This window comes from Limnohabitans rimovensis (SeqCode) (assembly GCF_965234775.1).
Classification (GTDB): domain Bacteria; phylum Pseudomonadota; class Gammaproteobacteria; order Burkholderiales; family Burkholderiaceae_C; genus Limnohabitans; species Limnohabitans rimovensis.
The window spans coordinates 46,783-73,005 of the sequence record NZ_OZ248568.1 but is presented as its reverse complement, the minus strand read 5'-3'; the positions used below and the strand labels follow the sequence as shown (position 1 = coordinate 73,005).

At 61.3% G+C, this 26,223-nt stretch carries 26 protein-coding genes; 13 read left to right on the top strand and 13 right to left on the bottom strand.

What is annotated here, in order from left to right; translation table 11 throughout:
- The first annotated feature begins 119 nt into the window (after positions 1 to 119).
- The 6 genes from AC8GFZ_RS13390 to AC8GFZ_RS13365 are packed head-to-tail and all read left to right on the top strand — an operon-like array spanning position 120 to position 6,476.
- Complete coding sequence (locus tag AC8GFZ_RS13390; RefSeq protein ID WP_506645406.1) at positions 120 to 1,370, top strand: ABC transporter substrate-binding protein; 1,251 nt, start codon at positions 120 to 122, stop codon at positions 1,368 to 1,370.
- Positions 1,371 to 1,380: 10 nt separating this feature from the next.
- Positions 1,381 to 2,256 (top strand): branched-chain amino acid ABC transporter permease, encoded by an 876-nt coding sequence (locus AC8GFZ_RS13385; protein ID WP_506645405.1) that lies wholly within the window; start codon positions 1,381 to 1,383, stop codon positions 2,254 to 2,256.
- Positions 2,257 to 2,261: 5 nt separating this feature from the next.
- The gene (locus AC8GFZ_RS13380; protein ID WP_506645404.1) at positions 2,262 to 3,200 is read left to right on the top strand and encodes a branched-chain amino acid ABC transporter permease; all 939 of its coding nucleotides are present in this window, start codon (positions 2,262 to 2,264) and stop codon (positions 3,198 to 3,200) included.
- Positions 3,187 to 3,912: an ABC transporter ATP-binding protein gene (locus AC8GFZ_RS13375; RefSeq protein ID WP_506645403.1), complete on the top strand. Its 726-nt coding sequence runs from the start codon at positions 3,187 to 3,189 to the stop codon at positions 3,910 to 3,912. The genes AC8GFZ_RS13380 and AC8GFZ_RS13375 overlap by 14 nt, the downstream gene beginning before the upstream one ends.
- Positions 3,905 to 4,606: an ABC transporter ATP-binding protein gene (locus AC8GFZ_RS13370; RefSeq protein ID WP_506645402.1), complete on the top strand. Its 702-nt coding sequence runs from the start codon at positions 3,905 to 3,907 to the stop codon at positions 4,604 to 4,606. Before AC8GFZ_RS13375 ends, AC8GFZ_RS13370 begins: the two co-directional genes overlap by 8 nt.
- The gene (locus tag AC8GFZ_RS13365; protein ID WP_506645401.1) at positions 4,596 to 6,476 is read left to right on the top strand and encodes a flavin-containing monooxygenase; all 1,881 of its coding nucleotides are present in this window, start codon (positions 4,596 to 4,598) and stop codon (positions 6,474 to 6,476) included. The genes AC8GFZ_RS13370 and AC8GFZ_RS13365 overlap by 11 nt, the downstream gene beginning before the upstream one ends.
- 11 nt (positions 6,477 to 6,487) lie before the next feature.
- Here AC8GFZ_RS13365 and AC8GFZ_RS13360 read toward each other — a convergent pair whose 3' ends face one another.
- From AC8GFZ_RS13360 to lplT, 9 genes are all read right to left on the bottom strand, one after another.
- Complete coding sequence (locus AC8GFZ_RS13360) at positions 6,488 to 7,495, bottom strand: MBL fold metallo-hydrolase (RefSeq protein WP_506645400.1); 1,008 nt, start codon at positions 7,493 to 7,495, stop codon at positions 6,488 to 6,490.
- 46 nt (positions 7,496 to 7,541) lie between these two features.
- Complete coding sequence (locus AC8GFZ_RS13355; protein WP_506645399.1) at positions 7,542 to 8,450, bottom strand: isocitrate lyase/PEP mutase family protein; 909 nt, start codon at positions 8,448 to 8,450, stop codon at positions 7,542 to 7,544.
- Positions 8,451 to 8,467: 17 nt separating this feature from the next.
- Entirely contained in the window at positions 8,468 to 9,142 is a 675-nt protein-coding gene (locus AC8GFZ_RS13350; RefSeq protein ID WP_506645398.1) for an SDR family NAD(P)-dependent oxidoreductase, read from the bottom strand.
- Complete coding sequence (locus AC8GFZ_RS13345) at positions 9,139 to 10,227, bottom strand: aromatic ring-hydroxylating dioxygenase subunit alpha (RefSeq protein WP_506645397.1); 1,089 nt, start codon at positions 10,225 to 10,227, stop codon at positions 9,139 to 9,141. Before AC8GFZ_RS13345 ends, AC8GFZ_RS13350 begins: the two co-directional genes overlap by 4 nt.
- A gap of 15 nt (positions 10,228 to 10,242) precedes the next feature.
- Complete coding sequence (locus tag AC8GFZ_RS13340; protein WP_506645396.1) at positions 10,243 to 10,995, bottom strand: SDR family NAD(P)-dependent oxidoreductase; 753 nt, start codon at positions 10,993 to 10,995, stop codon at positions 10,243 to 10,245.
- A 303-nt stretch (positions 10,996 to 11,298) separates the two neighbouring features.
- Positions 11,299 to 12,312, bottom strand: a complete 1,014-nt coding sequence (locus AC8GFZ_RS13335; RefSeq protein WP_506645395.1) for a nucleotidyl transferase AbiEii/AbiGii toxin family protein — start codon at positions 12,310 to 12,312, stop codon at positions 11,299 to 11,301.
- The gene (locus AC8GFZ_RS13330; protein ID WP_506645394.1) at positions 12,305 to 12,898 is read right to left on the bottom strand and encodes a DUF6088 family protein; all 594 of its coding nucleotides are present in this window, start codon (positions 12,896 to 12,898) and stop codon (positions 12,305 to 12,307) included. Before AC8GFZ_RS13330 ends, AC8GFZ_RS13335 begins: the two co-directional genes overlap by 8 nt.
- A gap of 277 nt (positions 12,899 to 13,175) precedes the next feature.
- Positions 13,176 to 14,063, bottom strand: a complete 888-nt coding sequence (locus AC8GFZ_RS13325; RefSeq protein ID WP_506645393.1) for a DMT family transporter — start codon at positions 14,061 to 14,063, stop codon at positions 13,176 to 13,178.
- 11 nt (positions 14,064 to 14,074) lie between these two features.
- Positions 14,075 to 15,382, bottom strand: coding sequence for a lysophospholipid transporter LplT (lplT, locus tag AC8GFZ_RS13320; RefSeq protein ID WP_506645392.1), 1,308 nt, complete (start codon positions 15,380 to 15,382; stop codon positions 14,075 to 14,077).
- Positions 15,383 to 15,531: 149 nt separating this feature from the next.
- Between lplT and alr the strand changes: the two genes are divergently transcribed.
- Both alr and AC8GFZ_RS13310 read left to right on the top strand, forming a co-directional pair.
- Positions 15,532 to 16,641: an alanine racemase gene (gene alr / locus AC8GFZ_RS13315; protein ID WP_506645391.1), complete on the top strand. Its 1,110-nt coding sequence runs from the start codon at positions 15,532 to 15,534 to the stop codon at positions 16,639 to 16,641.
- A gap of 36 nt (positions 16,642 to 16,677) precedes the next feature.
- Complete coding sequence (locus AC8GFZ_RS13310; RefSeq protein WP_506645390.1) at positions 16,678 to 18,747, top strand: spermidine synthase; 2,070 nt, start codon at positions 16,678 to 16,680, stop codon at positions 18,745 to 18,747.
- Between the two features lie 55 nt (positions 18,748 to 18,802).
- Here AC8GFZ_RS13310 and AC8GFZ_RS13305 read toward each other — a convergent pair whose 3' ends face one another.
- Genes AC8GFZ_RS13305 through AC8GFZ_RS13290 form a run of 4 tightly spaced genes read right to left on the bottom strand, consistent with a single transcriptional unit; the run spans position 18,803 to position 22,350 of the window.
- Positions 18,803 to 19,708, bottom strand: coding sequence for a DMT family transporter (locus AC8GFZ_RS13305; RefSeq protein ID WP_506645389.1), 906 nt, complete (start codon positions 19,706 to 19,708; stop codon positions 18,803 to 18,805).
- A gap of 18 nt (positions 19,709 to 19,726) precedes the next feature.
- Positions 19,727 to 20,728 carry a 2-dehydropantoate 2-reductase gene (locus AC8GFZ_RS13300; RefSeq protein WP_506645388.1) on the bottom strand — a complete coding sequence of 334 codons (1,002 nt, stop codon included), beginning with the start codon at positions 20,726 to 20,728 and terminating at the stop codon, positions 19,727 to 19,729.
- Complete coding sequence (locus tag AC8GFZ_RS13295) at positions 20,725 to 21,519, bottom strand: class II aldolase/adducin family protein (protein WP_506645387.1); 795 nt, start codon at positions 21,517 to 21,519, stop codon at positions 20,725 to 20,727. Before AC8GFZ_RS13295 ends, AC8GFZ_RS13300 begins: the two co-directional genes overlap by 4 nt.
- A 12-nt stretch (positions 21,520 to 21,531) precedes the next feature.
- Complete coding sequence (locus AC8GFZ_RS13290) at positions 21,532 to 22,350, bottom strand: aldolase/citrate lyase family protein (protein WP_506645386.1); 819 nt, start codon at positions 22,348 to 22,350, stop codon at positions 21,532 to 21,534.
- Positions 22,351 to 22,539: 189 nt separating this feature from the next.
- On the opposite strand from AC8GFZ_RS13290, the gene radA reads away from it, so the two are divergent.
- From radA to AC8GFZ_RS13265, 5 genes are all read left to right on the top strand, one after another.
- Positions 22,540 to 23,916: a DNA repair protein RadA gene (gene radA / locus AC8GFZ_RS13285; RefSeq protein WP_506645385.1), complete on the top strand. Its 1,377-nt coding sequence runs from the start codon at positions 22,540 to 22,542 to the stop codon at positions 23,914 to 23,916.
- A gap of 190 nt (positions 23,917 to 24,106) precedes the next feature.
- Positions 24,107 to 24,505, top strand: a complete 399-nt coding sequence (locus AC8GFZ_RS13280; RefSeq protein ID WP_506645384.1) for a DUF1924 domain-containing protein — start codon at positions 24,107 to 24,109, stop codon at positions 24,503 to 24,505.
- Positions 24,506 to 24,615: 110 nt separating this feature from the next.
- Positions 24,616 to 25,089: a diheme cytochrome c gene (locus AC8GFZ_RS13275; protein WP_506645383.1), complete on the top strand. Its 474-nt coding sequence runs from the start codon at positions 24,616 to 24,618 to the stop codon at positions 25,087 to 25,089.
- Complete coding sequence (locus AC8GFZ_RS13270) at positions 25,086 to 25,733, top strand: cytochrome b/b6 domain-containing protein (protein WP_506645382.1); 648 nt, start codon at positions 25,086 to 25,088, stop codon at positions 25,731 to 25,733. The genes AC8GFZ_RS13275 and AC8GFZ_RS13270 overlap by 4 nt, the downstream gene beginning before the upstream one ends.
- A gap of 29 nt (positions 25,734 to 25,762) precedes the next feature.
- The gene (locus AC8GFZ_RS13265; protein WP_506645381.1) at positions 25,763 to 26,218 is read left to right on the top strand and encodes a glycerate kinase; all 456 of its coding nucleotides are present in this window, start codon (positions 25,763 to 25,765) and stop codon (positions 26,216 to 26,218) included.
- The last annotated feature ends 5 nt before the right edge of the window (positions 26,219 to 26,223 follow it).

The window sequence follows — 26,223 nt, the reverse complement described above, 5'->3', positions numbered from 1 at the left end:
TCTTGCAGTGAATCACCCACGGCCCTAGTATCCGAGCGTCTTTCGCAAGGCATGGCCGCCATCGGCCTGGCCAGAATGACAAGATTTTTCATCACTCACCACTGAACAAGGAGTTACCCATGAGCGAGGACAAGCGCAACCCCACATTGGTCAATCAACCACGTCGGCGTTTGCTGCAGGTGGTGGGTGCCGCGGGCGCTGCCAGCGCTTTGGGCATGCCTTCCGTTTCGTTTGGACAAGCGTCCACCCGAACGGTCAAGATCGGCATGATCCAGCCCATGACCGGCATGTTCGCCTACAACGGCGCACAGGGCATGGTCGGCGCCAAGATGGCCGCGGACGAGATCAACGCTGCGGGCGGCATCCGCTCCATGGGCGGCGCCAAGATCGAACTGGTGATCGGCGACTCCCAGTCCAAGCCCGAGGCGGCGGTGTCCGAAGTGGACAAGTTGTCTGAGCAAGGCATTTCGTGCTTTGTGGGTGGCTACGCCAGCGGTTTGGCTTTGACGGCCACCCAAGCATCGGCACGCAATAAAGTGCCTTTTTTGGTGGACGGTGCGGTGTCCGATCAAATCACCGGGCGCGGGCTGTACGGCGTGTTTCGCTTGGCGCCGGGGTTCAAGCAAATCACCGATGTGGCGCTGCAAAACCTGACCAACATCAACGACGCCACCGGCAAACAAGTCAAAACCGTGGCCTTGGTGTTTGAAGATGGCGCCTTTGGTTCGGGCCTGGCCAAAACCTTGGCCGGTGAGCTGCCCAAGCGCGGCTTTGAAATTGTGGAGAGCATTGGCTTTCCCACCCCCACCCGCGACTTCACCAACATTGGTTTGAAGCTCCGGTCGAGCAAACCTGATCTGATCATTCCCTCTTGCTACTTAAATGAGTACGTGCTGCTGGCCCGCTCGATTCACCAGAATAAGGTGCCCAAGAAAGCCATCTACTCGGTCATCGGCGGCGGCGCGTCCAACATGAAATTCGTGCGCGAGTTCAATGCCGCGGCCCAAGGCATCATGGATTGCAACCACTGGATTGACCCGCGCAAACCGCGCAGCCAGCGTTTGGTGTCGGCCTTGGATGCAGCCAAGGTGGACTTGACCTATGAGGTCTTGCTCAACTACTCGAATGTGTTGTTGGCCATTGACGCCATTGAAAAGGCCGGCTCGGGTGACCGCGACAAGATCAACCAGGCTTTGACCAACAGCACCTTTGACGGCCATGTGATGCCCTATGGCCCCACCAAGTTTGTCAATGGCCAAAACGAAGGCGCACGCCCCATCAACACCCAAATCCAGGGCATGAAGGTCGAAGTGGTTTACCCACCCGAGTACGCCACGGCCAAGATGGTCTTCCCTGTGCCTTTGGGTTGACCGGGCAACTGTGTTTGACATTGGCATCTTGACGGCAGTCACCCTCAACGGGTTGACTGTCGGCGCGATCTATGCCTTGGGTGCGCTGGGGCTGACCTTGATCTATGGCGTGCTGCACATCATCAATTTTGCCCATGGCAGCACCTTGATGATGGCTTTGTACGCCTGCTTCTTTTTGCACCAGCGCGCTGGTGTCGACCCCTACACCGCTTTGTTGATCGTTCCACCCGCCTTTTTTGTGCTGGGCTACGCCTTGCAGCGCTATTTGATCGCCCCCCTGGGTTTTGGCAAAGACATCAATGTGTTGCTGGTCACCTTGGGCATTTCGATCATTTTGGACAACCTGGCGCTGTACCTTTGGACATCCAACACGCGCAACATCGACATTCCCCAAGCCCAGATGTTTGTCGAGTTGGGCGACATATCGCTGGCGCTGCCCAAAATCATTGGTGTGGCCGCATCGATTGTGGTGGGCTTGTTGTTTTGGCTGCTCATGACCCAAACCGATTTGGGCAAAGCCATTCGGGCGGTGGCCCGCGAGCGGCGCGGCGCACGCATCGTGGGCATCAGTGTCGATCACATCTTTGCCATGAGCTTTGGCATTGGCTCGGCCTGCATCGCGGTGGCTGCATGTTTGCTGATCCCCACCTATTACGTCACGCCCAAAGTGGGTGACGGCTTTGTGTTGATCGCCTTCACCACGGTGGTGCTGGGCGGCATGGGCAGCTTCATTGGCGCGCTGCTGGGCGGCTTGTTTTTGGGCGTTGTGGAGGCTTGGAGCGGTTTGTGGCTGGGTGAAAGCCTGGGTCAAATCGGGGTTTTCATCATCTTTATCTTGGTCTTGCTTTTCAAGCCCAACGGCTTGTTTGGACAGCGCAACACATGACAAACATGAAGCGGCAAACCCAGATCATGCTGGTGCTGATTTTGGCGCTGGTGCTGATACCCCTGTTTGTCTCGTCCAAGTTTTGGATGGGCTTTTGGGTCATGCTGCTGTTCCACGCGCTGATCGGGCAGAGCTGGAACATCTTGGGCGGCTATGGCGGACAAACCTCGTATGGCCACGCCGTCTTCTTTGGCACGGGTGCTTATGTCACCGCAGTGATGCAAACCCACTTTGGCGTCAATGCCTGGGCGGGCGCTGGGGTGGCCATTGCGGCTGGGGCCATTGTGGGTTTGTTCATTGGTGCCGTGAGTTTTCGCTATGGCTTGCGCGGGTCTTACTTTGCGTTGGTCACCTTGGCGTTCGCCGAGGTGTTTCGGGTCATCGTCAACGCATGGGATTTCACCGGTTCGGGTTTTGGCATGTTGCTCGCGCTCAAGCCCGGTGCGGCCCACATGCAGTTTGCTGATCGGCAATGGTTTTATTACCTGATCTTGTTGCTGACCATCATGGCCACCGGTGTGGCCATGTGGTTGGAGTCTTCACGCTTTGGCGCCCATTTGGTGGCGATCCGCGAAAACGAGGATGCGGCCAAGGCCTTGGGCATCAACGCCTTTCAGGTCAAGTTAAGGGCCATCGTGATCTCTGCGGCATTGGCCGCCACGGCAGGCGTGTTTTACATGCAGTATTTTTTGTTCGTCGATTCACACATCGGTTACGGGCCGTCGATGTCGATCAGCGCTTTGCTGGTTCCATTGATTGGCGGCCCAGGCACGGTGCTGGGGCCGTTCATCGGTGCGCTGTCTTTGGGTGTGCTCAGCGAGATCACCAAGCACACCATGGGGGACTCGCCCGGCGCGAACTTGATGGCCTATGGTGTGCTCTTGCTGGTGGTGTTGCGTTTCTTGCCCAATGGGCTGATGGGGTTGTTCCGTGGCCGTTCTTGAAGTCGACAACATCTCCAAAAGTTTTGGCGGTTTGCAAGCCAATGCCCAAGCCCACCTCAAGGTAGAGCCTGGCAAGATCACCGCCTTGATCGGCCCCAATGGCGCGGGCAAAACAACCTTGTTTGCCATTGTGTCGGGCTTTGTCATCCCTGACGAAGGCCGCGTCACCTTCCAAGGCCAAGACATCACCGGCATGCAGCCTTTTGATATTTGTCGTTTGGGCTTGGTGCGGACTTTCCAAATTGTTCAGCCCTTTGCCGGTTTGACGGTGCGCGAGAACATCGCCGTGGGCTCGCACTTGCGCGAACGCAACCGATCGGCGGCGCTGGACAAAGCCAGCGCCTTGGCCGCCAAAATCGGCATGAAAGACATGCTCGACAAACCGGCGCAGTCCTTGACCATTGCCGGGCGCAAGCGCTTGGAGTTGGCCAAGGCCTTGGCCACCGAACCACGCTTGCTGTTGCTCGACGAGGTGATGGCCGGTCTGATCCCCACCGAGGTGAGCGAGATGACCGAAATGATTCGCATCATCCGTGACAGCGGGGTTGAAATTTTGCTCATCGAGCACCTGATGCAAGCGGTGATGAGCTTGTCCGATCACATTTATGTGCTCAACAATGGGCGCATGATTGCCAATGGCACGCCACAAGAAATCACCGCCAATCCGCAGGTGATCGAGGCCTATCTGGGCCATGGGGCCGCCGATGCTTGAGGTGCGTAACATCCATGCCGGTTATGGCGCATTGAGCGTGCTGCGCGGCATCGATATGACCATCGCCGAGGGCGAAGTCGTGGCGGTGCTGGGCTCCAATGGGGTGGGCAAAACCACCCTTAACAATGTGATGTGTGGCTTGGTGCCACACACGCAAGGCGAGATCACTTTTTTGGGCGAATCCCTGCATGGCGTCGAGGCCAATGCCATCGTTTCGCGCGGGCTCATCCAAGTGCCCGAAGGTCGCTTGATATTCCCCAACCTCACGGTGCTGGAAAACCTGGAGTTGGGCAGCTACCAACGCGCCAAAGCCCGCCGCGCCAGCAACCTGGAAAAAATCCTCAACTGGTTTCCGCGTTTGCGCGAGCGTTTGCCGCAACTGGCTGGCACCTTGTCGGGCGGTGAGCAGCAAATGCTGGCCACTGGTCGAGGGCTGATGGGCGAGCCGCGCTTGCTCATCATGGACGAGCCCTCGTTGGGCCTGTCGCCCATGATGGTGCAAGAGATGTTTGCGATGATCAAACGCATTCGCCTCGAGGGCGTCACCGTCATCTTGATTGAACAAAACGTGGTGCAAAGCTTGGCCATTGCCGACCGTGCCTACGTATTGGAAAACGGCAGCTTCAGCCTGAGCGGCAGCGCCGCTGAGATCGCCAGCAACCCCCGGCTGAAAAAGGCCTACCTTGGACTTTAGACCCCTGTTGGCGCAAGCGGACTTTGCGCCCTTGCTGATGTCGTACGTGCACCTCAGTGGTGACACGCAAGCCTTGGAAACCTATCGCCCTTACATCAAGGGCCCTTGGGCCTTCCATGAAGAGGTGCCCGCGCCTTTGAAGGCGGCATTGCTCGACAAGTTCAACCAGTTTTTGTTGGCGCGCGAGCGTGGGCAACGCGACGCGTCCTTGCCCGACGAGGCGGTATTGCACCGCATGATGAACACCTGCGTGGGGCAGACCGTGCCCGACGAATACTTGCCCTTGATCCACCACGAGATGCGCCTGGGCCAAACCCCGGCCTTGGAGGTCCACTGGCGCCAACGGCCCAGCGAGCAAGTGCTGCAAAACTTCAAAGTGCTGATCATTGGTGCCGGCGAGTCGGGCATTGGCACCGGCGTCAAGCTCCAAGAGTTGGGCATCCCCTTTGAGATCATTGAACGCAACGCCTCGGTGGGCGGTACTTGGCTGGAGAACAGCTACCCCGGCTGTGGCGTGGACACGCCGAACCACTTTTACCAATACTCTTTTGCGCCCAACCACGGCTGGTCGCGCTACTTTTCGCCGCGCGATGAAATTTGGAAATACCTCGAGGACTGCGCTGACCGATTTGACATTCGCCGCCATGTGCGTTTTCACACCGAGGTGACGGCCGCGAAGTGGGTGGAAGCCGAAAAACTGTGGCAGGTGCAGGTGCGTGGGCCTGATGGTGTGGTCAGCGTGCTCCAGGCACAGGTTTTGGTCAGCGCGGTGGGTCAGCTGAATATCCCCGCCATTCCGGACCTGCCCGGTTTGGACGACTTTCAAGGTGCCAAGTTCCACACCGCACGCTGGGACCATGGCGCACCCTTGAAGGGAAAGCGTGTGGGCATGGTGGGCACCGGTGCCAGCGGCATGCAGGTGGGCCCCTCGATCGTGGACGACGTGGCGCAATTGACCATTTTTCAGCGCAGCCCGCATTGGGCGATCAAAAATGCCTTGTATTTTTCCGAGGTCAGCGAGGGCAAAAAATGGGCCCTCAAAAACCTGCCCCACTACGCGCAGTGGTATCGCTTTCAGTTGTTTTGGGCCTCCGCAGACGGTTTGTACCCCCACTTGAAAGTGGACCCCAACTGGGCGCAGCCGGATTTGTCGCTGAATGCGGCCAACCATGAAATTCGCCAAAACCTGATTGCCCACATCACCCATGAGGTGGGCGGCGACCCCGAGCTGATTCGCAAAGCGGTGCCCATGTTTCCGCCCTACGGCAAACGCATGTTGCGCGACAACCATTGGTACCGCATGTTGACCAACCCCAAGGTCAATTTGGTCACTGACGGCATTGAGCGCGTGTTGCCTCATGGGGTGCGCACCCGTGACGGCCAAGAGCACACCTTGGACACCTTGGTGTTGGCCACCGGGTTTCAGGCTGGTCGCATCACCTGGCCGATGCACATTGAAGGACGCCAAGGCAGTTTGCGTGAGCGCTGGGGCGATGATGACCCGCGTGCCTACATGGGCTTGACCGTGCCCAGCTTCCCCAACTTTTTCGTCATGTTTGGCCCCAACACCACCTTGGCCCATGGCGGCAGCGCGATCTTTTTCAGCGAATGCCAAGCGCGGTATTTGTTGCTGGCCTTGCGCGACATGCTTGAAGGGGGTTACACCAGCCTGGACTGCAAGCCCGAGGTCCATGATGCGTTCAACCAACGGGTGGACGACATCCACAGCCAAATGGTGTGGTCGCACAAGGGCGTGGGCAGCTGGTACAAAAACAAAAAAGGTCGCGTTTTTGCCACTTCACCCTGGCGCATGGTGGACTACTGGGAAATGACGCGGGTCTTTGACCGCGACGACTACACCGTCACCTGACGGTCAAGGGCTCAATGCTTGTGGTCATGGCCGTGGCCATGATCGTGGTGACCATGCCCCGCTTGCTTGGAAAAGTGTTTCTTGGCCATCAGCTGGTACATCTGCTCAAAGTTGGGCTTGGGCCCTTGCATGCCACCCAGCTCGCGGTAGCAGGCAAACACATTGACATACATGCGTTCGTCTTCGGCCAAGTGGGCCCAGCGGTCCAAGGACATGTGGTCGGCGGCTTGCTCAAAGGTCATGCCGTTGGCGTGGCAGATGCGGCTTTGTTCAAAAATATAGATCAGGTAGTCGCGAAACTCACGGATGCCAGCTTTGTCGGTCATCGGGCCATGGCCGGGGACCACGGCTTCCAAATCCCATGACAGCATCAAATCACAGGCCTTGATCCAGTTGCTCACCGGGCCGGCCCAAATGGCGGGGTGGCCGCCGTTGAACAACATGTCGCCGGTGTAGAGGATGCGGTCTTCGGGCACATACACCAGCACGTCACCCCGGGTGTGGGCTGGGCCCACTTCGATCAATTGCACCTCTTTGTTGCCCACGCGCAGGTTCATTTGCCCGGTGAAGGTTTCGGTCGGCAAGGTCAGATGGATGCCCTCGAAATCAAAGCGCGAGCCAATCACTTCTTGCCAGAACTTGCCCGCAATGCCCATGGTGGGCCACTCGCGGCCCCAGCGGGCCAGCTCTTCGGGCGGGCGCAGCTTCATGTCTTCGGCGCAGGCCTGCGAGGCGATGATGCGCGCGCCCTCCACCAATTGGTTGCCAAAGGTGTGGTCGCCGTTGGCGTGGGTGTTGATCAACGCCCCAATTTGCGAACTCGCGGGCACAGCGGAGCGCATGGCCTTGAGCATGTCGGCGGTCATCTTTAGGTCAAACAGCGTATCGACCAACATGGTTTGGCCCGAGTCTTCGATCAAGCCGGCATTGGACCAACCCCAACTGCCATCGGGCACCAAATAAGCAAAGTGGCCACGGCCCAGATCGTGCAGGCCTTTGGTGTAACTGTGTTGCGACATGTGGGTTCCTCTTGGTGATGGTCAGGGGCGTGGGTGTTGGATGGATTCAGTAGCCCACACGGTGGGTGTCGTCCACCCCAAAGCGGGCTTCCAAGTCTTGCACTTCGCGCATGCCCAGCAGGTCAAAAAACTGTTGGAAGTTGGTGATGTGTGGCGCAATGCCGGCCACCGTTCCCGTTTGGTGCAAGGTGGCGAGGGTTTTTTCAATCGCGTTGATGGCCGACAGCAAAGCGAAGTTGGGGTAGATCACCAACTTGTAGCCCATGCGGCCAATTTCGTCGATGCCCAAAAAAGGCGTTTTGCCGCTGGAGGCCATGTTGTAGAGCGTGGGCACCTTGATTTGCCGGGGCACGGCCTCGAGGTGCTCGCGCAGCGAGGGCGCTTCCATGAAGATCATGTCGGCACCGGCTTGTGCATAAGCTTGGCAACGCGCCATGGCCGCTTCAAAACCCTCTACCGCCAATGCATCGGTGCGGGCAATGATCACAAAATCATCATCGTGGCGCGCGTCGGTGGCGGCCTTGACCTTGCTGACCATGTCGCCCACGGGGATGACCGATTTGCCGGCCAAATGCCCGCAGCGCTTGGGCCACTGTTGGTCTTCGATGTGGATCCCGGCCACGCCGGCGCGCTCATAGGCGCGCACCGTGCGGCGCACATTCATCACCCCGCCGTAGCCGGTGTCGGCATCGGCGACCAGGGGCAGGCCGGAGGCTTCGGCAATGCGCTGTGCGTTATCGGCCATCTCGCCCATGGTCAGCAAGCCAATGTCGGGCATGCCCAAACGCACGGCGGTGGTGCCAGCGCCGCTCATGTAGATGGCCTCAAAGCCTTGGCGCGCCACCAACCGTGCGGTCAAGGCGTCTGCCGCGCCGGGGGCCATCAGGGCTTGGGGACGCGCCAGCAACTCGCGCAATCGGCGGGTCATGGTGGTGGGTTTGGCGGTGGATGTCATGTGTGTCCTGTGGTGGGTCAGTCCATGCGAATGCCGCCATTGACGGCCAGCACCTCGCCGGTGATGTAAGCCGCGTCATCGCTGAGCAAAAAAGCCATGGCCGCTGCGATCTCATGGGGCGAGCCCAGGCGCTTCAAAGGGGTCGCCGCTTCCAGCATTTGCACCGAGGCCGGCGGGTTACGGCGCACCATGGGCGTGTCCACACCGCCAGGTGCCACACAGTTGACCGTGATGTGCCGGGGTGCCAACTCTTGGGCCATGGATTTGGTCAAGCTTTCAATGCCCCCTTTGGACACTGCGTAAGCGGTGCCGGTGAGCACCCCCCCAGTGCGGCCGGCCAAGGAACCGGTTAACACCATCCGACCGCCATCGCGCAACCAGGTTTGGGCGGCTTGGCAACACAAAAAAGGCCCCGTCAAATTGATGGCCATCACCCGGTTCCATTCGGCCAAGCTCAGGTTGTTCAACTTGTCCAGGTGCAAAATGCCTGCGGTCAGCGCCAGCGCGTCGATCTGCGGCGCGGCCTCGCGCGCCAGGGCAAAAGCCCGCTCAATGCTGGCGGGGTCGGCCAGGTCAATGGGGATGGGCCCGTCAACGTCCATGCGAATGATGTCGTGATCGGCTTGCAGCCGCTCGCACAAAGCCGCACCAATGCCGCCTTGGGAGCCGACCACGCAAATGACTTTTTTCATGGCTGGCTGCTTTGTGCCGCTTGCTCAGCGGCGATCATGCGCTCGAGCAGCATGTGGGCTTGGGCGCGCCCCGCGTCCATCCGCAAATGGGTGGGCTTGGGCAAGATGCCGCTATCGATGCGTTCTTGGATGGCGTCGGCCACCACCAAATCTTCTTTGAAAGCCAACGTGGCTTGGTCGACCACTTGGCGCTCGATGTAGCGGTCGGTGAGGCCAAAGTTACGGATCAAAAACCAAAAGTAATGGGTGCTGTTGTCGGTCTCTGGGGTCATGAAGTCAAACCCACGGATGGCCAGCATTTGGCGCGGGTCGCCCTCAGGCAGGCTGACCATGCGCGTCAAGCTGTCCTCGGCCAAGTCCAGCGCTGAGCCATCGTCTCCCGTGGCGTCGATCGAGCCGGTGTCAATGATGCACAAAGACGGTGGCGCCACCCGGTACACCTGCCAGCGATGCACATTGCCTTTGAAGTTGCCAAAGCGCTTGAACACCGGTGCCGGGGGCTTGTCGGGCACCATGCGGCTGACCGTGATGAAGTGCTCGTGCTGGGTGGTTTTGACCGGCAGTTGGGCTTCCTCGTTGGTCCCAAAGGTGGACCGGTGCACATAGCTCACGTGCGAGGGGTCGAGCAAGTTGTCGGTCATCAAGGTGTAATTGCCTTTGAAGTGCAACAGCTCGCCCGCACACACTGCCCATTCTTTGGTGCGAAGCTGGGGAATGTCGATGATCAAACCCTCGTCGGCCAAGTTGGGGTCTCCCATCCAAATCCAAATCCAGCCCCAGCGCTCCACCACAGGAAAGCTGCGCACCTTGGCGCTGTCGGGAATTTTGTCTTGCCCGGGCACGCGCTGGCAGCGACCGCTGCAATCGAATTGCAAGCCGTGGTAGCCGCACTCGACCGCATCGCCGATCAGTTGCCCCTTGGACAGCGGGTAAAAGCGGTGCGGGCAGGTGTCCTCCAAGGCCACTGGCGCGCCCGCTGCGGTGCGGTAGAGCACCACCGGGATGTTCAAAATTTTGCGGGCCATCAAATGGCGACCCACCTCGTGGTCCCAAGCGGCCACGTACCACGTGTTGCGTACAAACATGTTTAACCCATCCTTTCAGTCTGGCGTGCCCACGCTGTTGGTGGCGCTCCAACCCCCGTCAATGACCAACACGTGGCCATTGACAAAGCCAGCGTCCTCAGAGCACAGGAAGTGAATTGCACCGGCCACGTCTTGTGGGGTGCCGATGCGCGGAAAAGGCGTGGTGTTGACCATCAAACGGCGAAACCCTGCGTCACCCAGCCGGGCCTCGGTCAGGGGGGTGTGGATCACGCCGGGCGCGACCGCATTGATGCGAATGCCGCGGGGCCCATAGTCCACCGCCATCTGGCGCGTCAAACCGATCAGCGCGGCTTTGGTGGCAGCGTAGGACGACGCCACGGGGTTGCCAATCAGGCCAAAGGTGGAGGCCACATGCACCATGCATGCGCCGGACGCCATCAGGCCCAAGGCCTCGCGGGAGAAGCGAAACACACTGCGCAAATTGATGACATAAAACCGGTCCAGTTCCGCGTCGGTGGTCTCATGCACGGCCTTGGATTTGCCAATGCCTGCGTTGTTGATGAGGGCGTCGAGCCGGCCAAAGCGTTGTTTGGCCAGCGCCATCGCTTGGGTGGGCGCATCTTCCCCCGTGACATCCAAGACCAGGGTGTTCACTTGGGTCGGTGCTGCGCTTTGCAAAGTGGCCAAGCCTTCGGCTTGTTGGTCGATGGCCAGCACCTGCCAGCCTTGGGCCAAAAACTTTTCAGCCGTCGCGCGCCCAATGCCTTGCGCGGCCCCGGTGACCATGACGACCTTGTTGTGAACCATGCTTTCTCCATGCGCCAAAAGCGGCGCCTTGTGAACTGTGCGGTGTGTCGATCATGACGACCCAAGCTGCGTTCGATGGTGCAGACAAGCCCCGCCCCTGTCAATAGAACAAATGGCTAGAAACAGCGTTCTTTCGCTGCGCACTCTGATGACTTTTGGCTGTGCGTGGTCGCTAAAAAACCAGCCTGGGGTTGCCAGCATCACGTATCACAACGGGGTGACTTTGCTCTGATGAATACAACCTTCCTCAGGGCTGCCGGCATCAAGCCGGCGTGCGGGGGCGGGTGGTGTGGCTTTTTCTGATCAGCGGTTGATCAAGTTTTGCAAATGGGCACAAGCTGCCATGATGCTGTCAAACCGGGGTTGGTGCGTGGATAGCAAACCATCTTCCAGCATGGCGGCGTAGTCTTTTTCCAGTGCAACCATTGCACCCCCTTCGGGAATGATCTGAATGTGCCCCCCAACGGCTGCCTTGTAGTCAATGGGTAGGTGGGCGGCATCTTTCTCGGAAAAGAACATGGACTTGTGCAGAGCCACATCGCGGGCAAGCGATTGATCTGAAATGGCTGCTTGGGCATGGCCAGATTCGGCCATGGCAGCCAGGTCGTACCAGTGACGCGAATAGCGATCGCCTCGCAACCTGCCTTGACGGCAGTACACATGCGCGGCTGTGGCCTTTTCCCAAAAAGTCCGCTCCGCTGCCATCACCAAGGGTTGGGCTGATGGAAAAGCAATCTCAGGCAGGGCTGCTGCCATGTCGCAAGTCACGGCGTGTCGTTGGTGTGGTTCACCCGTGGCCCGCCCGCCAAACTCCAGCTGAATCGTGGACTGGGTGTAGCCCATGCCCATCTTGATGGGCGCGTAGGCCAACAGCAGCTTCTCCCGATCAAGACCAGCCAGCGACAGGCTGCTTTGCAATCCATCGCGCTCAAGGGCTGAGCGCAGGATGGGCAGCACTTCGCCCTCAATCCACAGCGGCAAGCGTGCGCGAACGTGGTCGGAGATTTTTTTGGCTTGACTCGCTGTTTCGGGGATGGGGTTGCCATCGCGCAGCAAATCGGGGGCGATCGCACGGATGTCGCAAGTCAGATCGATGTCTTCTGAAAAGCGGTCAATGATTTTGTAGGCCTTGGACAGCGAGGTGCCACCTTTGAACGTCAGCTTGTTCGCCAGTGGCGACTGGTCAATCACCGACAACACCCACACCACCCAAACGTCTTTTTCCAAAAGATGTGGTGCGCGGCCTGTTTGCGCAGCGGCGACCTCCAGTGCTTCAGCCCGGTCTTCGCGGCTGAGGCTGAGCCAGGCCTCAGCCAAGACCTGCCTCGCTGACCGCTTTGGCCATCCAACTGGGCAAGCCTGCGCGCGCCTGAACCAAGGCCTTCCATTCTTGGGTGGGCAGCTGGCGCTTGATCCCTTCAAGCGCCAGGGGCGTTTGTTCTGGCCCCAGCCAAATGAGTGCGCGAATGACTTGGCCCGCCGGGCGCTTTCCCAGCAGCATTTGCCAGCGGTTGCCGTGTTGGAGTTCGATCGCCCGGTTGCCCAAGGTCAGTCGCCGCGAAGGCCCAGAGGTGAGGTAAACCTCGCGGGTGGGCACCTGTGTGGTCAAGCCCAGCGCATTCGCCTCGGCCGCGCCGCTGGCCACCACCGTTTCGCCACTGGCCGACTCGATGGCTTGCACCACCGATGCGGACGTGGGCGGGCGCACACCAAAGCGGCCCTGAACGGGCACAGCGTAAGCACCCCGACCAAGCCTGAGCAGCTTGCCATCGCGTGCCAGGCGCGAGAGCGTTTGGTCAACCGCCGCACGCGACCCCAAATGCAAAAAGTCTTTGGGCGACAGCAAACCGCCCTCAGGCAGAGATTGCGCTTGCAAAAGGATGTGTTGGGCAAGTGGGCTCATGGTGCTTTTGTCAGAAGTTTAAATCAACTTCTGACAAAAAGACGCGCATGTACTGGCTAAAGGTAAAAAAATATGCCCCTTATGTGACTTTCTTGGGAGCGGCCGCCTCATTGCTGGGATGAAGAGCAGCGCAAGCACTTTCCACATGTGAGCGACTTGCTCGCCTTGTGTGATGCAACACAACAAATCTACCTAGGACTGCCACCGTTGACTGTTGAATGGCACAAAAAATGGGAGAAACGCAGTAAAAGGTGAAATCCTCACAAGGCCGCTGGCATCAAGCCGAAGTGATGGCCCGAGTCCGGCTGGGCCAAGCGCTCAAGGCGGCGGCCAGCACGATCAAACCGCCGCCGATCAGGGTGCGGGCCGACAACTCTGACACGCCCAGCGCCACCGATGAAAGCGCGGCGAAAACCACTTCAGACAGCATCACCAGCGCCGTGGTGTGGGCGCTCAAGCGCGCTGCGCCGTATTGCAGCGCCAGGTTGGAGGCCAAAAATGTCAGCCCCAAGCCCAGGGCATACGGCCACCACGACAGGTCGGTGGGCAAGGTGGTGTGGCCCAAACCCACCCACACCACAGCCAAGCCCAGCGAGAGCGCGGTGCCGCCGGCAAACATGGCGATCATGCGCGCCCCAGACGGCGTGTCGTGGTGGCGGCGCAGCAGCGCATTGGTCCAGGCAAAGCTGGCCCCGCCCATGAGGGCCAGGTAGTCGGACGCGCTTTCGGGCCAAGGCCAAGGGGTGTCGGGGGTTTTGAGCACCAGCGCCACGCCCACCAAGGCCAAGCCCAAGCGCCACAAAGCGCCGCGGGTGGGGCGCTCGCCCAGCACCCACCAAGCGATGGGGATGGACCAGGCCGGCATCACATAAAACAGCAGCACCACCCGCACCACGTCGCCGGTGGCCACCGCCCAGTTGAAGCCCACATTGGTCAAACCGGCGGCAATAATCAGCGTCCACAGCGCCGGGGTGTGGAGCAGCTGTGGCCAAGCGGTGGGCTTCCAAAAGCTCAGCACCACCAAGGCCAGGCCAAAAATCAGGCCACTCGACCACAGCGGGTGCAAGCCCAGGGCCTGCATTTCGCGCAAGGGCCACCACGACAAGCCCCAGACCAAGGCGTTGAGCAGCAGGCCCATGACGGGCCAAATGGGGCGGGCGTGCATGTGTGGGGGGGTTAGCCGTGTGAGTGGTCGTCGCGGGCGATTTTCATCAGCCGATCGACTTCGGCGGCGTGGTGCACGGTGTTGGACTTGTGCCAGCGCTGAATGAGCCACATGAATCCGGCCACGATCAGGCCAAAACCGGTGATGGCACCAAACGCGCTCAGGCCCATGCCGGTGGAGAAGGTGTACAAAAAGCCCAGCGCCAAAATGCACGCTTGTTCGTTGAAGTTTTGCACCGCGATGGAGCGGCCCGCACCCATCAGGCTGTGGCCCCGGTGTTGCAGCAAGGCGTTCATGGGCACCACCAAAAACCCGCCCAAGCCGCCCAGCATGATCAAAAACGGCGCGGCCACCCAGACGTTGTCAATGAAGTTCATGCCCAGCACCACCACACCCATGCCAATACCCAGGGGCATGACGCTGGTGGCGTGGTGCAGCTTCATGCGCATGGACGCGATCACCGCGCCCACGGCTGTGCCAATCGCCACCACACCGACCAGACCCGAGGCCTGGGTGGTGGTATAGCCCAGCGCAGCGGCGCTCCAGGCCAGCACGATGTAGCGCAAATTGCCGCTCACGCCCCAAAACAAGGTGGTGGTGGACAAGGAGATTTGGCCCAACTTGTCGCGCCACAGCAGCATGTTGCAGCGCCAAAAGTCGGGCACCAAGGCGGCCAGGTTGTAGCCCAGGCTGTGGCTGGTGTCGCTGCGCAGGGGAATCATGTCCACGCCAGTGTGGGGGATGCGGGTGTTGAACCAAGCGGCCAGGGCGTAAATGAACACCAAGATGCAAATCGCTGCTTCAGGCGCGGTGTCCACACCGGTGTCGATCAGCGGAAAGTCCAGGGTCAGCAACCAGCCCGACACATGCGGCCCCACCAATTGGCCGCCCACCAGCACGCCCAAAATGATGGAGGCAATGGTCAGCCCTTCGATCCAGCCATTGGCCTTGACCAGCATCGAGGCCGGCAGCAGTTCGGTCAAGATGCCATATTTAGCGGGTGAATAAGCAGCTGCACCCAAGCCCACAATGGCATAGGCCATCAAAGGGTGCGAGCCAAACAGCATCATCAAGCAACCAGCCACCTTGATGGCGTTGCTGACAAACATCACATCGCCCTTGGGCCGCGAGTCGGCAAACGCCCCCACAAACGGCGCGAGCACCACGTAAAACAAGGCAAACATGGGCACCAAGGCGGCGCGTTGCCATTCGGCCCCGCCCGAGGCCTTGATCAACTCCACAGCCGCCACAAACAAGGCGTTGTCGGCCAGCGAGCTGAAAAACTGCGCCGCCATGATGGTGTAAAAACCGCGCTTCATGCCAAACAATCAATGGGAGTTGTGGGGAGGTGCATCGCGGCTTGTGATGGGTGTGTCAGCGCCAGTTCAGCACTGCACGGGATGTTGTTATTTTGAGCACCGTGGTCGAATGCCGGTTTATAACATGCGCCTGCGACAATGCCCCCGCCATGCCCCGCCCCATCCACGCCACCATCCACCTTGAAGCTTTGAAGCACAACCTCGCTGTGTTGCGCGCGCGCGCGCAAGATGCGCGGGTCTGGGCGGTGGTCAAGGCCAATGCCTACGGCCACGGCATCGAGCGGGTGTTTGAGGGCTTGCGCGGGGCCGACGGCTTTGCCTTGCTGGACTTGGACGAAGCCCAGCGCGTGCGCGACCTGGGCTGGCGCGGGCCCATCTTGTTGCTCGAAGGGGTGTTTGAGCCGCGTGACTTGGAGCTGTGCTCGCGCCTGGACCTGTGGCACACGGTGCATTGCGACGCGCAAATTGACATGCTCAGCCGCCACAAAACCCAAGTGCCCCAACGGGTGTTTTTGAAAATGAATTCGGGCATGAACCGCTTGGGCTTTGCCCCGGGCCGCTTTCGCGCCGCGTGGAGCCGCTTGAACGCCTTGCCCCAGGTCGACGAGGTGTCGCTCATGACCCACTTCAGCGATGCCGATGGCGAGCGCGGCATCGCCCACCAAACCGCCGTGTTTGCCGAGCATTGCCAAGACCTGCCCGGCGAGCGCAGCCTGGCCAACAGCGCCGCCTTGCTGCGCCACCACCAGGACGCCAGTGTGATGGCCGACTGGGTGCGCCCAGGCATTGCGCTGTATGGCAGCTCGCCCGACCACCCGCAAAACCTGGTGGCGCAGTGGGGCTTGCGCCCCACCATGAGCCTGCGCAGCCAGCTCATTGGCCTGCAAACCTTGGCCGCCGGCGACAGCGTGGGTTATGCCTCGACCTACCGGGCCACCGCCCCGCAACGCATGGGCGTGGTGGCGTGTGGCTATGCCGATGGTTATCCGCGCCTGTGCCCCACGGGCACGCCGGTGCTGGTGGGTGGCGTGCCCACCCGCACCTTGGGGCGGGTCAGCATGGACATGATCGCGGTGGATCTCGAGCCCGTGATTCAAGCCGGTGCCAGCCCCCAAGTGGGCACGGCGGTCACCCTGTGGGGCCAAGACACCAGCGGTTCGCTGCTGCCCATCGACGAACCTGCGGCGGCGGCGGGCACCATTGGCTATGAGTTGATGTGCGCCCTGGCCGCCCGTGTGCCGGTGAGCACCGACGCCTGAACCCATTTTTAACACCGACAAGCCCCCAAGGACTGGATGAATACTGCAACCCGCGCCCCCGTTTTGGCCTATGCGCTGACCATTTTTTTGAGCGCGTTTTTGCTCTTCCAGGTGCAGCCCTTGATGGGCAAGATGATCTTGCCCTGGTTTGGCGGCTCGGCCTCGGTGTGGACCACTTGCATGCTGTTTTTCCAATCGCTGCTGCTGTTGGGTTACCTCTACACCCATTGGTTGGTGCGCCACCTCACACCGACACGGCAAAGCGCTTTGCATGTGGTGTTGCTGCTGGCGTGTTTGTGGTTGTTGCCCATCACCCCCAGTGAAGCCTGGAAGCCCGATGGCGCCGAAAACCCCACCTTGCGCATCTTGGGTTTGTTGACCGCCTCGATTGGCCTGCCCTACTTTGTGCTGTCCACCACCGGCCCCTTGGTGCAAGCCTGGTTTGCCCGCGAGCAGACCGGTCTGGTGCCGTACCGCTTGTTTGCCCTGTCCAATTTGGGCTCGATGTTGGCCTTGCTGGCCTACCCCCTGGCGGTCGAACCGCTGCTGCCCACGCGCGCGCAGTCGTGGGCTTGGTCGGGCTTGTTTTTGTGTTTTGTGGCGGCTTGCGCTTACTTGGCCTGGCGTGGCCGGGGCCATGGCGTGCCAGCCCGTAGCGATCAGTCCGCTGGGACCGATGCAGGCACCACCCCAGGCGGGGCCAGTGTGTCTTGGGGTCAGCGCGGCTTGTGGGTGGCCTTGGCCGCCTGCCCGTCCATATTGATGGTCGCAGACACCAGTTTTTTGACCGAAAACATCGCGCCCATCCCCATGCTGTGGGTCGCGCCCTTGGCTTTGTATCTGCTGTCGTTCATCTTGTGCTTTGAGGGCCAAGGCTGGTACCGCCGCACCCTGTGGCTGCCCTTGTTTGTGGTGGCTTTGGGCCTGCTGGCCTATTTGCCCACCCTGGGCATTGGCGAGTGGCCGATTGCCACCACAGTGGGTCTGAACCTGTGCGCCTTTTTTGTGGTGTGCATGGTTTGTCACGGCGAGTTGGCCAAACAGCAACCCGCCAGCCAACACCTCACCATGTATTACCTGATGCTGTCGGTGGGCGGCTTTTTGGGTGGCTTTTTTGTCGGTGTGGTTGCACCTTATGGTTTTGACAGCAACTACGAGTTGTCGGTGGGCCTGGTGCTCAGCGCGGTGGTGGTGATGGCCGTGTTGCTGGGGCGGTACGGCCAGTGGCCCAAAATTGGCCGTGGGCCTTTGTGGGTGGTGGGCTTGGCCTTGGTGCTGGGCTTGGGCGTGGTACGCGTGCAAGACCACCAGGAAGACAACCAGGGCGTGGCCTGGATGGCGCGCAATTTTTATGGCGCACTCAAGGTGTACGAGGTCACCGATGGCGGTTACCTGAGCATGCTGCACGGCCAAATCATCCACGGCCAGCAATTCACCGATGAACAGCGCCGGCGCCAACCCACCAGTTACTACACGCCAAGCGCTGGTGCTGGCATGGCGCTGCTGGCAAAGGCCGCGCAGGGCCCGCTCAAGGTGGGCGTGGTGGGCGTGGGCGTGGGGACGTTGGTCACCTATGGGCGTGCGGGCGACGAGTACCGCCTGTACGACATCGACCCCTTGGTGATCCAAATGGCCCAGCAAAAATTCACTTACTTGCGCGACACCGCTGCCCGCACCGAAGTGGTCTTGGGCGACGCCCGCTTGCAGCTTGAGCGCGAAAGCGCCCAGGGCTATGACGTGTTGGTGGTCGATGCGTTTTCGGGCGACTCGGTGCCCATTCACCTGCTCACCCGCGAGGCCTTTGCGCTGTACTTCATGCACCTCAAGCCCGACGGCGTGCTGGCCGTGCACATCACCAACCGCTTTTTAGACCTGTTGCCGGTGTTGCAAACCGCCGCCACCCACTTTGGCAAAACCGCCCGCTTGGTCGAGCACGATGGCGATCGCAGCGAACTGTCGTTTTCATCGCGCTGGGTGTTGGTCAGTGGCGACGCCACGTTTTTTGACCAACCCGCCTTGCAAGCCGCCCAAGCCATCGAGCCCCGTGCGGGTTTTGTGCCTTGGCGCGATGACTACAGCAGTTTGTTGTCGGTGCTGAAAAATTAGAGATGGACTGGTGCAAAGGGTGCCTTGACAAGCTTGTAAAGCTGCCGCGATCGCCCTAAGCCTTCCTCAAGCCCAGCGCCATCACCGCGCCCACCACCAACACAGCGCCCAAGATTTGGATGGGGGCGATCTGCTGGCCCAGCACCGCCCAGGCCAACACCAGGGCGAACACGGGTTCGACGTTCATGATGGCCGAGTGGCCGGACACGCCCAGTTTGGGCAGCACGGTGAACATGATGGTGAAGGCCGTGCCATATAAAAAAGTGAGCGCCGCCATGCCGCCCCAGCCCATGGTGGTTTGGGGCCAGTGCGGACCACCTTGACCGGCCATCACGGCCAAGGCCACCACGCCGCTCAAGGACATGGTGGCAATGGTGCGCACCCGCCCGTCCATGCCTTGGGTTTCATGTTGGGTCCACACCAAGGCCAGGCCAAACACGGCGCCAGCGGTGATGGCAAAGGCCACCCCCACACCCATTTGCTGCCATTGGTCGGCCGCGCCCAGGCCAGAGCTGGCACCCATCACATCCAGCGCCAGCGCCAGGCCCAACAAAATGACCGGCATGGCTTGCAGCACCGCGCGTTCGGTGCGCCGACCGTACAGCACGCGGTCCCAAAACGCAGTCCACAGCGGGTAGGTGTTGAAACCCAACAAGGCCAAAGCGACGGGCAAGCGCGCCACCGACGAATACAGGCACTGGCTTTGCAAGCCAATCGCCAAGCCCACGATGAGCAAGCCTTTGCGTTGCGAAGCATTGGCTTGCCAGGGCACGCGGCCCAGCCACACCACCACCGCGAGCACGCTGGCGGTGACCCAGCTGCGCACGGCCACGCCCGTGGCCACGTCCATGCCGTCGTTGAAGGCCAGCCGCGCCGCCACATGGTTGGCGCCCATCATCAAAGCGATGAGCATCAGGGTGAAAAAAGCGACCCAGCCAACGGCCCGGGTGGATGCGGTCATGGGTGGGGTCGGTGCGGTTCAGGTACCGCTGGGCGCGGGGTATAGGCCCAGGCCTTGGGCATGCACGCGGCTCAAGCCCAGCAAGGCATCGGTGAAGGGCGTGTCCACACCGGTGCGTTGACCCAGCTCGCGCACAGCGCTGACCAAGGCGTCAAGTTCTACCGCGCGGTGCGCCTCCACGTCTTGCAGCATGGACGATTTGAAGGCGCCCAGCTTGGCGGTGATGGCGTGGCGGTCTTCGGGCTGTTGTTCGATGGGCAGGCCCAGCTTGGCGCCAATCTGTTGGGCCTCGACCATGACGCGCGACATGAAGGCGCGCACCAGCGGGTCGGCCAGCAGCCGGTCGGTGGTGGCGCCAGTGAAGGCGCTGATGGGGTTGACCGTCATATTGCCCCACAGCTTGTACCAAATGTCTTTTTGGATGTGGGTGGACAAGGTGGCGTCAAACCCCGCCGCGCACAGCAGGGCCACGGTGTGTTCGGCACGTGCGCTGCGCCCACCGAGGGGCTCGCCCACGATCAAACCATTGCCAAAGTGGTGTTTGGCGTGGCCGCGCCCGAGCAAGGCACAGCTGGCATGCACCACGCCGCCCAGCACCTGGGTGGGGGGAATGGCGCGCTCGATCACGCCCTCGGGGTCGATGGTTTGCAGCCGGGTGTGGCCCGCAGCCGCAGATTGGCCGTGCAAAAACCACCAGGGCACACCGTTCATCGCGGTCAGCACCACGGTGTGGGGGCCGATCATCGGGCTGAGTTGTGCTGCCACTTCGCTCAGGGCTGGGGCTTTGAGCGCCACCAGCAACAGGTCTTGCTCGCCCAAATCGTTGGCTTTGTTGCTGGCGTGCACTGGGGCTTGCAGGTGTTGCCCGGCGATGTTCAGTTGCACGCCGTGGGCGTTGATGGCTTGCAAGCTCTCGCCGCGCGCCAACACACTGAGGGCGACAGGGGTATGGGTTTGCTGCGCCAAGCGCGCACCCAGCCAGCAGCCAATGGCGCCGGCGCCAACCAAACCGACCTTCATGCTTGAAAGCCCGCGTCTTGGCGCAGGGCCAAGCGCACCATGGCGTCGAACACGTCTTGCCCCGCGCCATGTGCGGGGTGAAATTGCAGCGCATCTTGGGCGCAGCGCGCGGCCACCTCTGGGCCGATGGGGATGGCGCGGCCCATGGACAGGGTGGCCAGCTGCACATCGCAAGCGCGTTGCAGCGTCCACAGCAGCACAAACGCTTGGGGCAAGGTGCTGCCCCAAGTGAGCAAGCCGTGGTTGCGCAAGATGAGCACCTGCTTGTGGCCCATGTTGCGCAGCAAGCGCGGGCCCTCGTCGGCGTGCACGGTGATGCCTTCAAAGTCGTGATAAGCCACCATGCCATGCAGTTGGGCACTGTAGAAGTTGTCGGGCTGCAAACCGCCTTCATAACAAGCCACGGCCAAGCCTGAGGTGGTGTGGGTGTGCATCACGCAATGGGCCTGATCGAGCGCGGCGTGGATGGCGCTGTGCACCACAAAGCCAGCCGGGTTGACGCGCTGGGCCGAGCCGTCCACCACCTCGCCCTTCAAATTGATTTTCACCAAGTTGCTGGCGGTGACCTCGGAGTAGTGCAGGCCAAAGGGGTTGATCAAAAAATGCTTGTCACCCCCACTCACCGAGTCGGGCACGCGCAAGGTGATGTGGTTGTAAATCATCTCCACCCAGCCGAGCATGGCAAACACCCGGTAGCAAGCGGCCAGATCTTGGCGCGCCGCCCACTCGTCGGGGTGAAAGTGGGCTGGGCAGGGCGGCAGTGCCATGCCGCTGGTGGTGGTGTTTGACATGGCCGTGCCGACTCAGTACGTGCCGCCTTTGGCCGGCGCGGCGCTGGGGGCGCCGGGGTTTTTGAAGCGCTGGCACAAGGCGCTGGTGTGGCGCGCAAGCAGGTTGTTGTCCAAGCCCACGGCCATGAACAAGCCGCCGTGGCTCAAGTAGTGGCGCGACAGGTCTTCATCAGGCGTCAAGATGCCTGGGGCTTTGCCGGCTTTGAGGATGCGGCGAAACGCGTCTTCAATCGCGGCTTTCACCTCGGGGTGGGTTTGATTGCCCACATGGCCCATGGATGCCGACAAATCGGCAGGCCCGATGAACACGCCGTCCACCCCTTCGACAGCGGCAATCGCGTCGAGGTTTTTCAAGGCAGTGGTGGTCTCGGCTTGCACCAGCAAACACACCTGTTGGTTGGCTTCTTGGGCGTATTGCGGGTAACGGCCCCAGCGCGAGGCGCGGGCGCCGCCCATGCCGCGAATGCCGTGCGGCGGGTAACGCATGGCTTCGACCAAGGCTTTGGCTTGTTCGGCGGTGTCGACCATGGGCACCAAGATGGTGGACGCGCCCACGTCCATGTACTGCTTGATCAAGGTGGTGCCGGCGTGGCCGTGGCCCACTGGCACGCGCACGATGGGGTGGGTATCGGGATAGGCAGCGATGATTTGCAACTGCATCAAGATGGATTGCAAGTCGTTGGGTGCATGCTCACCGTCGAGCAACAACCAATCAAAACCGGCACCGGCGCAAATTTCAGTGGAATAGGCGCTGGCCAAACTGGTCCACAGCCCGTATTGCACTTGTTTGTTTTGAATGGCTTGTTTGAAGCGATTGACCGGTGTTTTCATGGTGTCTCCGTTGTCTGACCCGGCGCATCATGGCCTGGGCAAGCTTCGCATCCTACACACACCGATGTGGCGCGCACACCGGGCAAACGCCTTGCCGCCTGGCCCCACACCAAAGCAGGCGACGAAAATCCTTGGGGCCCTCCCCGCGACTACCCCGGCCACTGTCTATTCATACAGTTATCATGCGCCATGGCCAAAGACAAAACCCATTACAGCTGCACCGAGTGCGGCGGCACCAGCCCCAAGTGGCTGGGCAAATGCCCGCATTGCGAGGCTTGGAACACCTTGGTCGAGGCCGTCTCAGCGCCTGACGGCGCGGCCAAAAACCGCTTTGCCCCGCGTGCCGGCTTGGCCCCGGCTTCGGCGGTCACGGCCCTCTCCGACATTGAAGCCCACGACGTGGACCGCACGCCCACCGGCCAAGACGAGCTGGACCGCGTGCTCGGCGGGGGCATGGTCGAAGGCGGCGTGGTGCTGATTGGCGGTGACCCGGGCATTGGCAAATCCACCTTGTTATTGCAGGCCTTGGACGGTTTGCAGCGCAGCGGCCAAACCACCTTGTACGTCACCGGCGAAGAGTCTGGCGCGCAGGTCGCACTGCGGGCGCGGCGCTTGGGCCTGGACAACAGCCGCGTGCAGGTGCTGGCCGAAACCCAGCTCGAAAAAATCATCTCGACCTTGCAAGCGCAGTCGCCGCACATCGCTGTGATCGACTCCATCCAAACTGTTTATTCAGACCAACTCACCAGTGCGCCGGGGTCTGTCGCGCAGGTGCGCGAATGCGCCGCTCACCTCACGCGTTTGGCCAAGGCCAGTGGCATCGCCATTGTGTTGGTCGGTCATGTCACCAAAGAGGGCGCATTGGCAGGACCTCGGGTGCTGGAACACATGGTCGACACGGTGCTCTACTTTGAGGGCGATACGCACAGCAGTTTTCGCTTGGTGCGGGCCATCAAAAACCGCTTTGGCGCGGTGAACGAGATTGGCGTTTTCGCCATGACCGAAAAAGGGCTCAAGGGGGTGAGCAACCCCAGCGCGATTTTTCTCAGCCAACACGCCGAGCCGGTGCCGGGCAGTTGCGTCATGGTCACCTTGGAGGGCACCCGCCCTTTGTTGGTGGAAATCCAAGCGCTGGTTGACAGCGGCGGCCCAAGCCCCCGCCGCTTGAGTGTGGGTCTCGACCGCGACCGTTTGGCCATGTTGCTGGCGGTGCTGCACCGCCACGCCGGTGTGGCTTGCATGGACCAAGACGTGTTTGTCAACGCCGTGGGCGGGGTGCGCATCAGCGAACCTGCTGCCGATTTGGCGGTGTTGCTGGCCATCACCTCCAGCTTGCGTGGCAAGCCCCTGCCCAAGGGCTTCATCGCATTTGGCGAAGTGGGTTTGGCCGGCGAAGTGCGGCCCGCGCCGCGCGGTCAAGAGCGCTTGAAAGAAGCCGCCAAGCTGGGTTTCAGCGTGGCGGTGATCCCCAAGGCCAATGCGCCCAAAAAACCCATCGAGGGCATGACCGTGCACGCGGTCGAGCGGGTGGAAGAGGCCATGGCGGTGGTGCGCGGATTGGGCTGATTCAGCCTGTGATGGCCTCACACACGGCGGCGGCCCCAGGGGTCACTGTTGTGGTGTGAATGACACCCCACTGAGACCAATTGCGCATCGTTTGCGCTGGCGCAAAGTGCGCTGTCTCAGCGACGCCTACAAACGGGGCATGACACATGTCCCCTGGAATGAACTTCCCCCAATATGCACACCATCACCCATGGCCCGCCTCACAGCGCTGGCATGCTTTGCGCTGACACTGGCCAGTGCCACTGCGCCCGCATGGGCGCTGACCCCTGCCGACATGCTGGCGGGCTATGCCCAAGCGTCGGGCCAAGCGCCCCAAGCGGTTCGCGGCCAACAGTTTTTTGGCGCCACCCATGGCAAAGAGTGGAGTTGCAGCACCTGCCACACCAAGCAACCCACTGCCGAGGGCACGCACGCCAGCACCCGCAAGGCCATTACCCCGCTGGCCCCGTCGGCCAACGCCAAACGCTTCACCGACAGCGCCAAAACCGAAAAATGGTTTCGCCGCAACTGCAACGACGTATTGGGCCGCGAATGCACTGCCGCTGAAAAGGCCGATGTGCTGGCCTGGCTGATCGACCTCAAACCATGAAACACAGCTCCCCCATGAAACACATTCGCGTCAACCCGTTACCCACACATCACCCAATGCCATCGCCACAGTTACAGCCTCAACCACAACCACCCCACAAGGGCGACAGCATGAAAACCCATGGGCCCAGCTGGGCCTTGATCGGGGCTTTGTTGGGGACTTTTGGTGGCATGGCCCACGCCGATGATGCGGTGCATGCCCCAGCCTTTGCGCTGTACACCCAAGAGTGCGGCAGTTGCCACATGACCTACCCCACAGGCTTGCTGCCGGCGGCCTCGTGGCAGCAAATCATGCGCAGCCTGAAAACCCATTACGGCCTGGACGCCTCCTTGGACGAGACCAGCCAGTTGACCCTGACTACTTGGCTCACCGCCCATGCGGGCACGGGCAAATACGCGCGTGAAGCCCCCAAGGACCAGCGCATCACGCTGTCGGCGTGGTTTGTGCGCAAACACCGCGCGGGCGAGGTGCCCAAGGCTGTGTGGCGGCGCAAGTCGGTGGGCAGCCCGGCCAATTGCGTGGCCTGCCATGCCGATGCCGAGCGCGGCGACTTCAATGAAGACAAGGTCAGGATTCCCCCATGAGCGATCCATCCAACGCACCGGTTGTGAAGCCCACGCCCCCTGTGGCCGAGGTGTTGGTGTGGGACGTGCCGGTGCGGGTCTTTCACTGGATGCTGGTGTTCAGCGTGGCGGGGGCCTGGCTCAGCGCCGAGAGCGAGCGTTGGCGGTGGTGGCACGAAACCCTGGGTTACACCGCCTTGGGTTTGATGGCGTTTCGCTTCGTTTGGGGTTGGGTGGGTTCGCGCCACGCCCGCTTTGCCGACTTTGTCCGCCCACCCGCCGTGGTTTGGGCCTATGTGCTGAAGATGGTGCGGCTGCGGGCCCCGCGCCATGTGGGCCACAACCCCTTGGGGGCCTGGGCGGTGTTGGCCTTGATCGCTTTGACCTCGCTCACCGGCGTGAGCGGGTGGCTGATCGCCGACGGCGATGCGCCGGGCTGGTTGGAGGAAGCCCACGAGTTGGCCGCCAACGCGTTGATGGCCACCATCGCCGTCCATGTGCTGGGGGTGTTGTTCAGTGGCTGGTTGCACCGCGAAAACCTGGTGCGCGCCATGCTGACCGGGCGCAAACGGGCCACCGCCGATCAAGCCATTTCCGCTGCCTGGGCCGGGCTGGGGGTGGTGATGGTGGTGGCCGTGTTGTGGTTTTGGTGGTCGCAGCGCTGAGGCCCGCTGGCTGCTGAGACAATGGCAGCATGAAGCTGCAACAGATTGGAATTCCCGTGGCCGCCGTGGCTGGTTTGGCCTATGGCTACCACGCCTTGGAATGGATGGGGTTTTTCTTGGTCTTGGGCGGCCTGGTGATGTGGGCCTTGCTGCACTTCACCCGCTTGGTCAAGGTGCTGGAGCGAGCGGCCAACCGCCCCATCGGCCATGTGGACAGCGCGGTCATGCTCAACGCCAAGCTCAAAACCGGGGTCAACTTGATGCATGTGATTGCCCTCACCCGCAGCCTGGGCGAGTTGACCTCGCCCAAAGACGAACAGCCCGAAATTTACCGCTGGCGCGACAACAGCGCATCCCTGGTGACCTGTGTGTTCCAAGGCGGCCGATTGCACAGCTGGGCCTTGGAGCGCCCCGCAGCGACCCCAGACACCGCCCCCAACCAGCCTCCCCCCAGCCTGGGCGGGCCGACCAGCGGCGCACCGTAAAATTG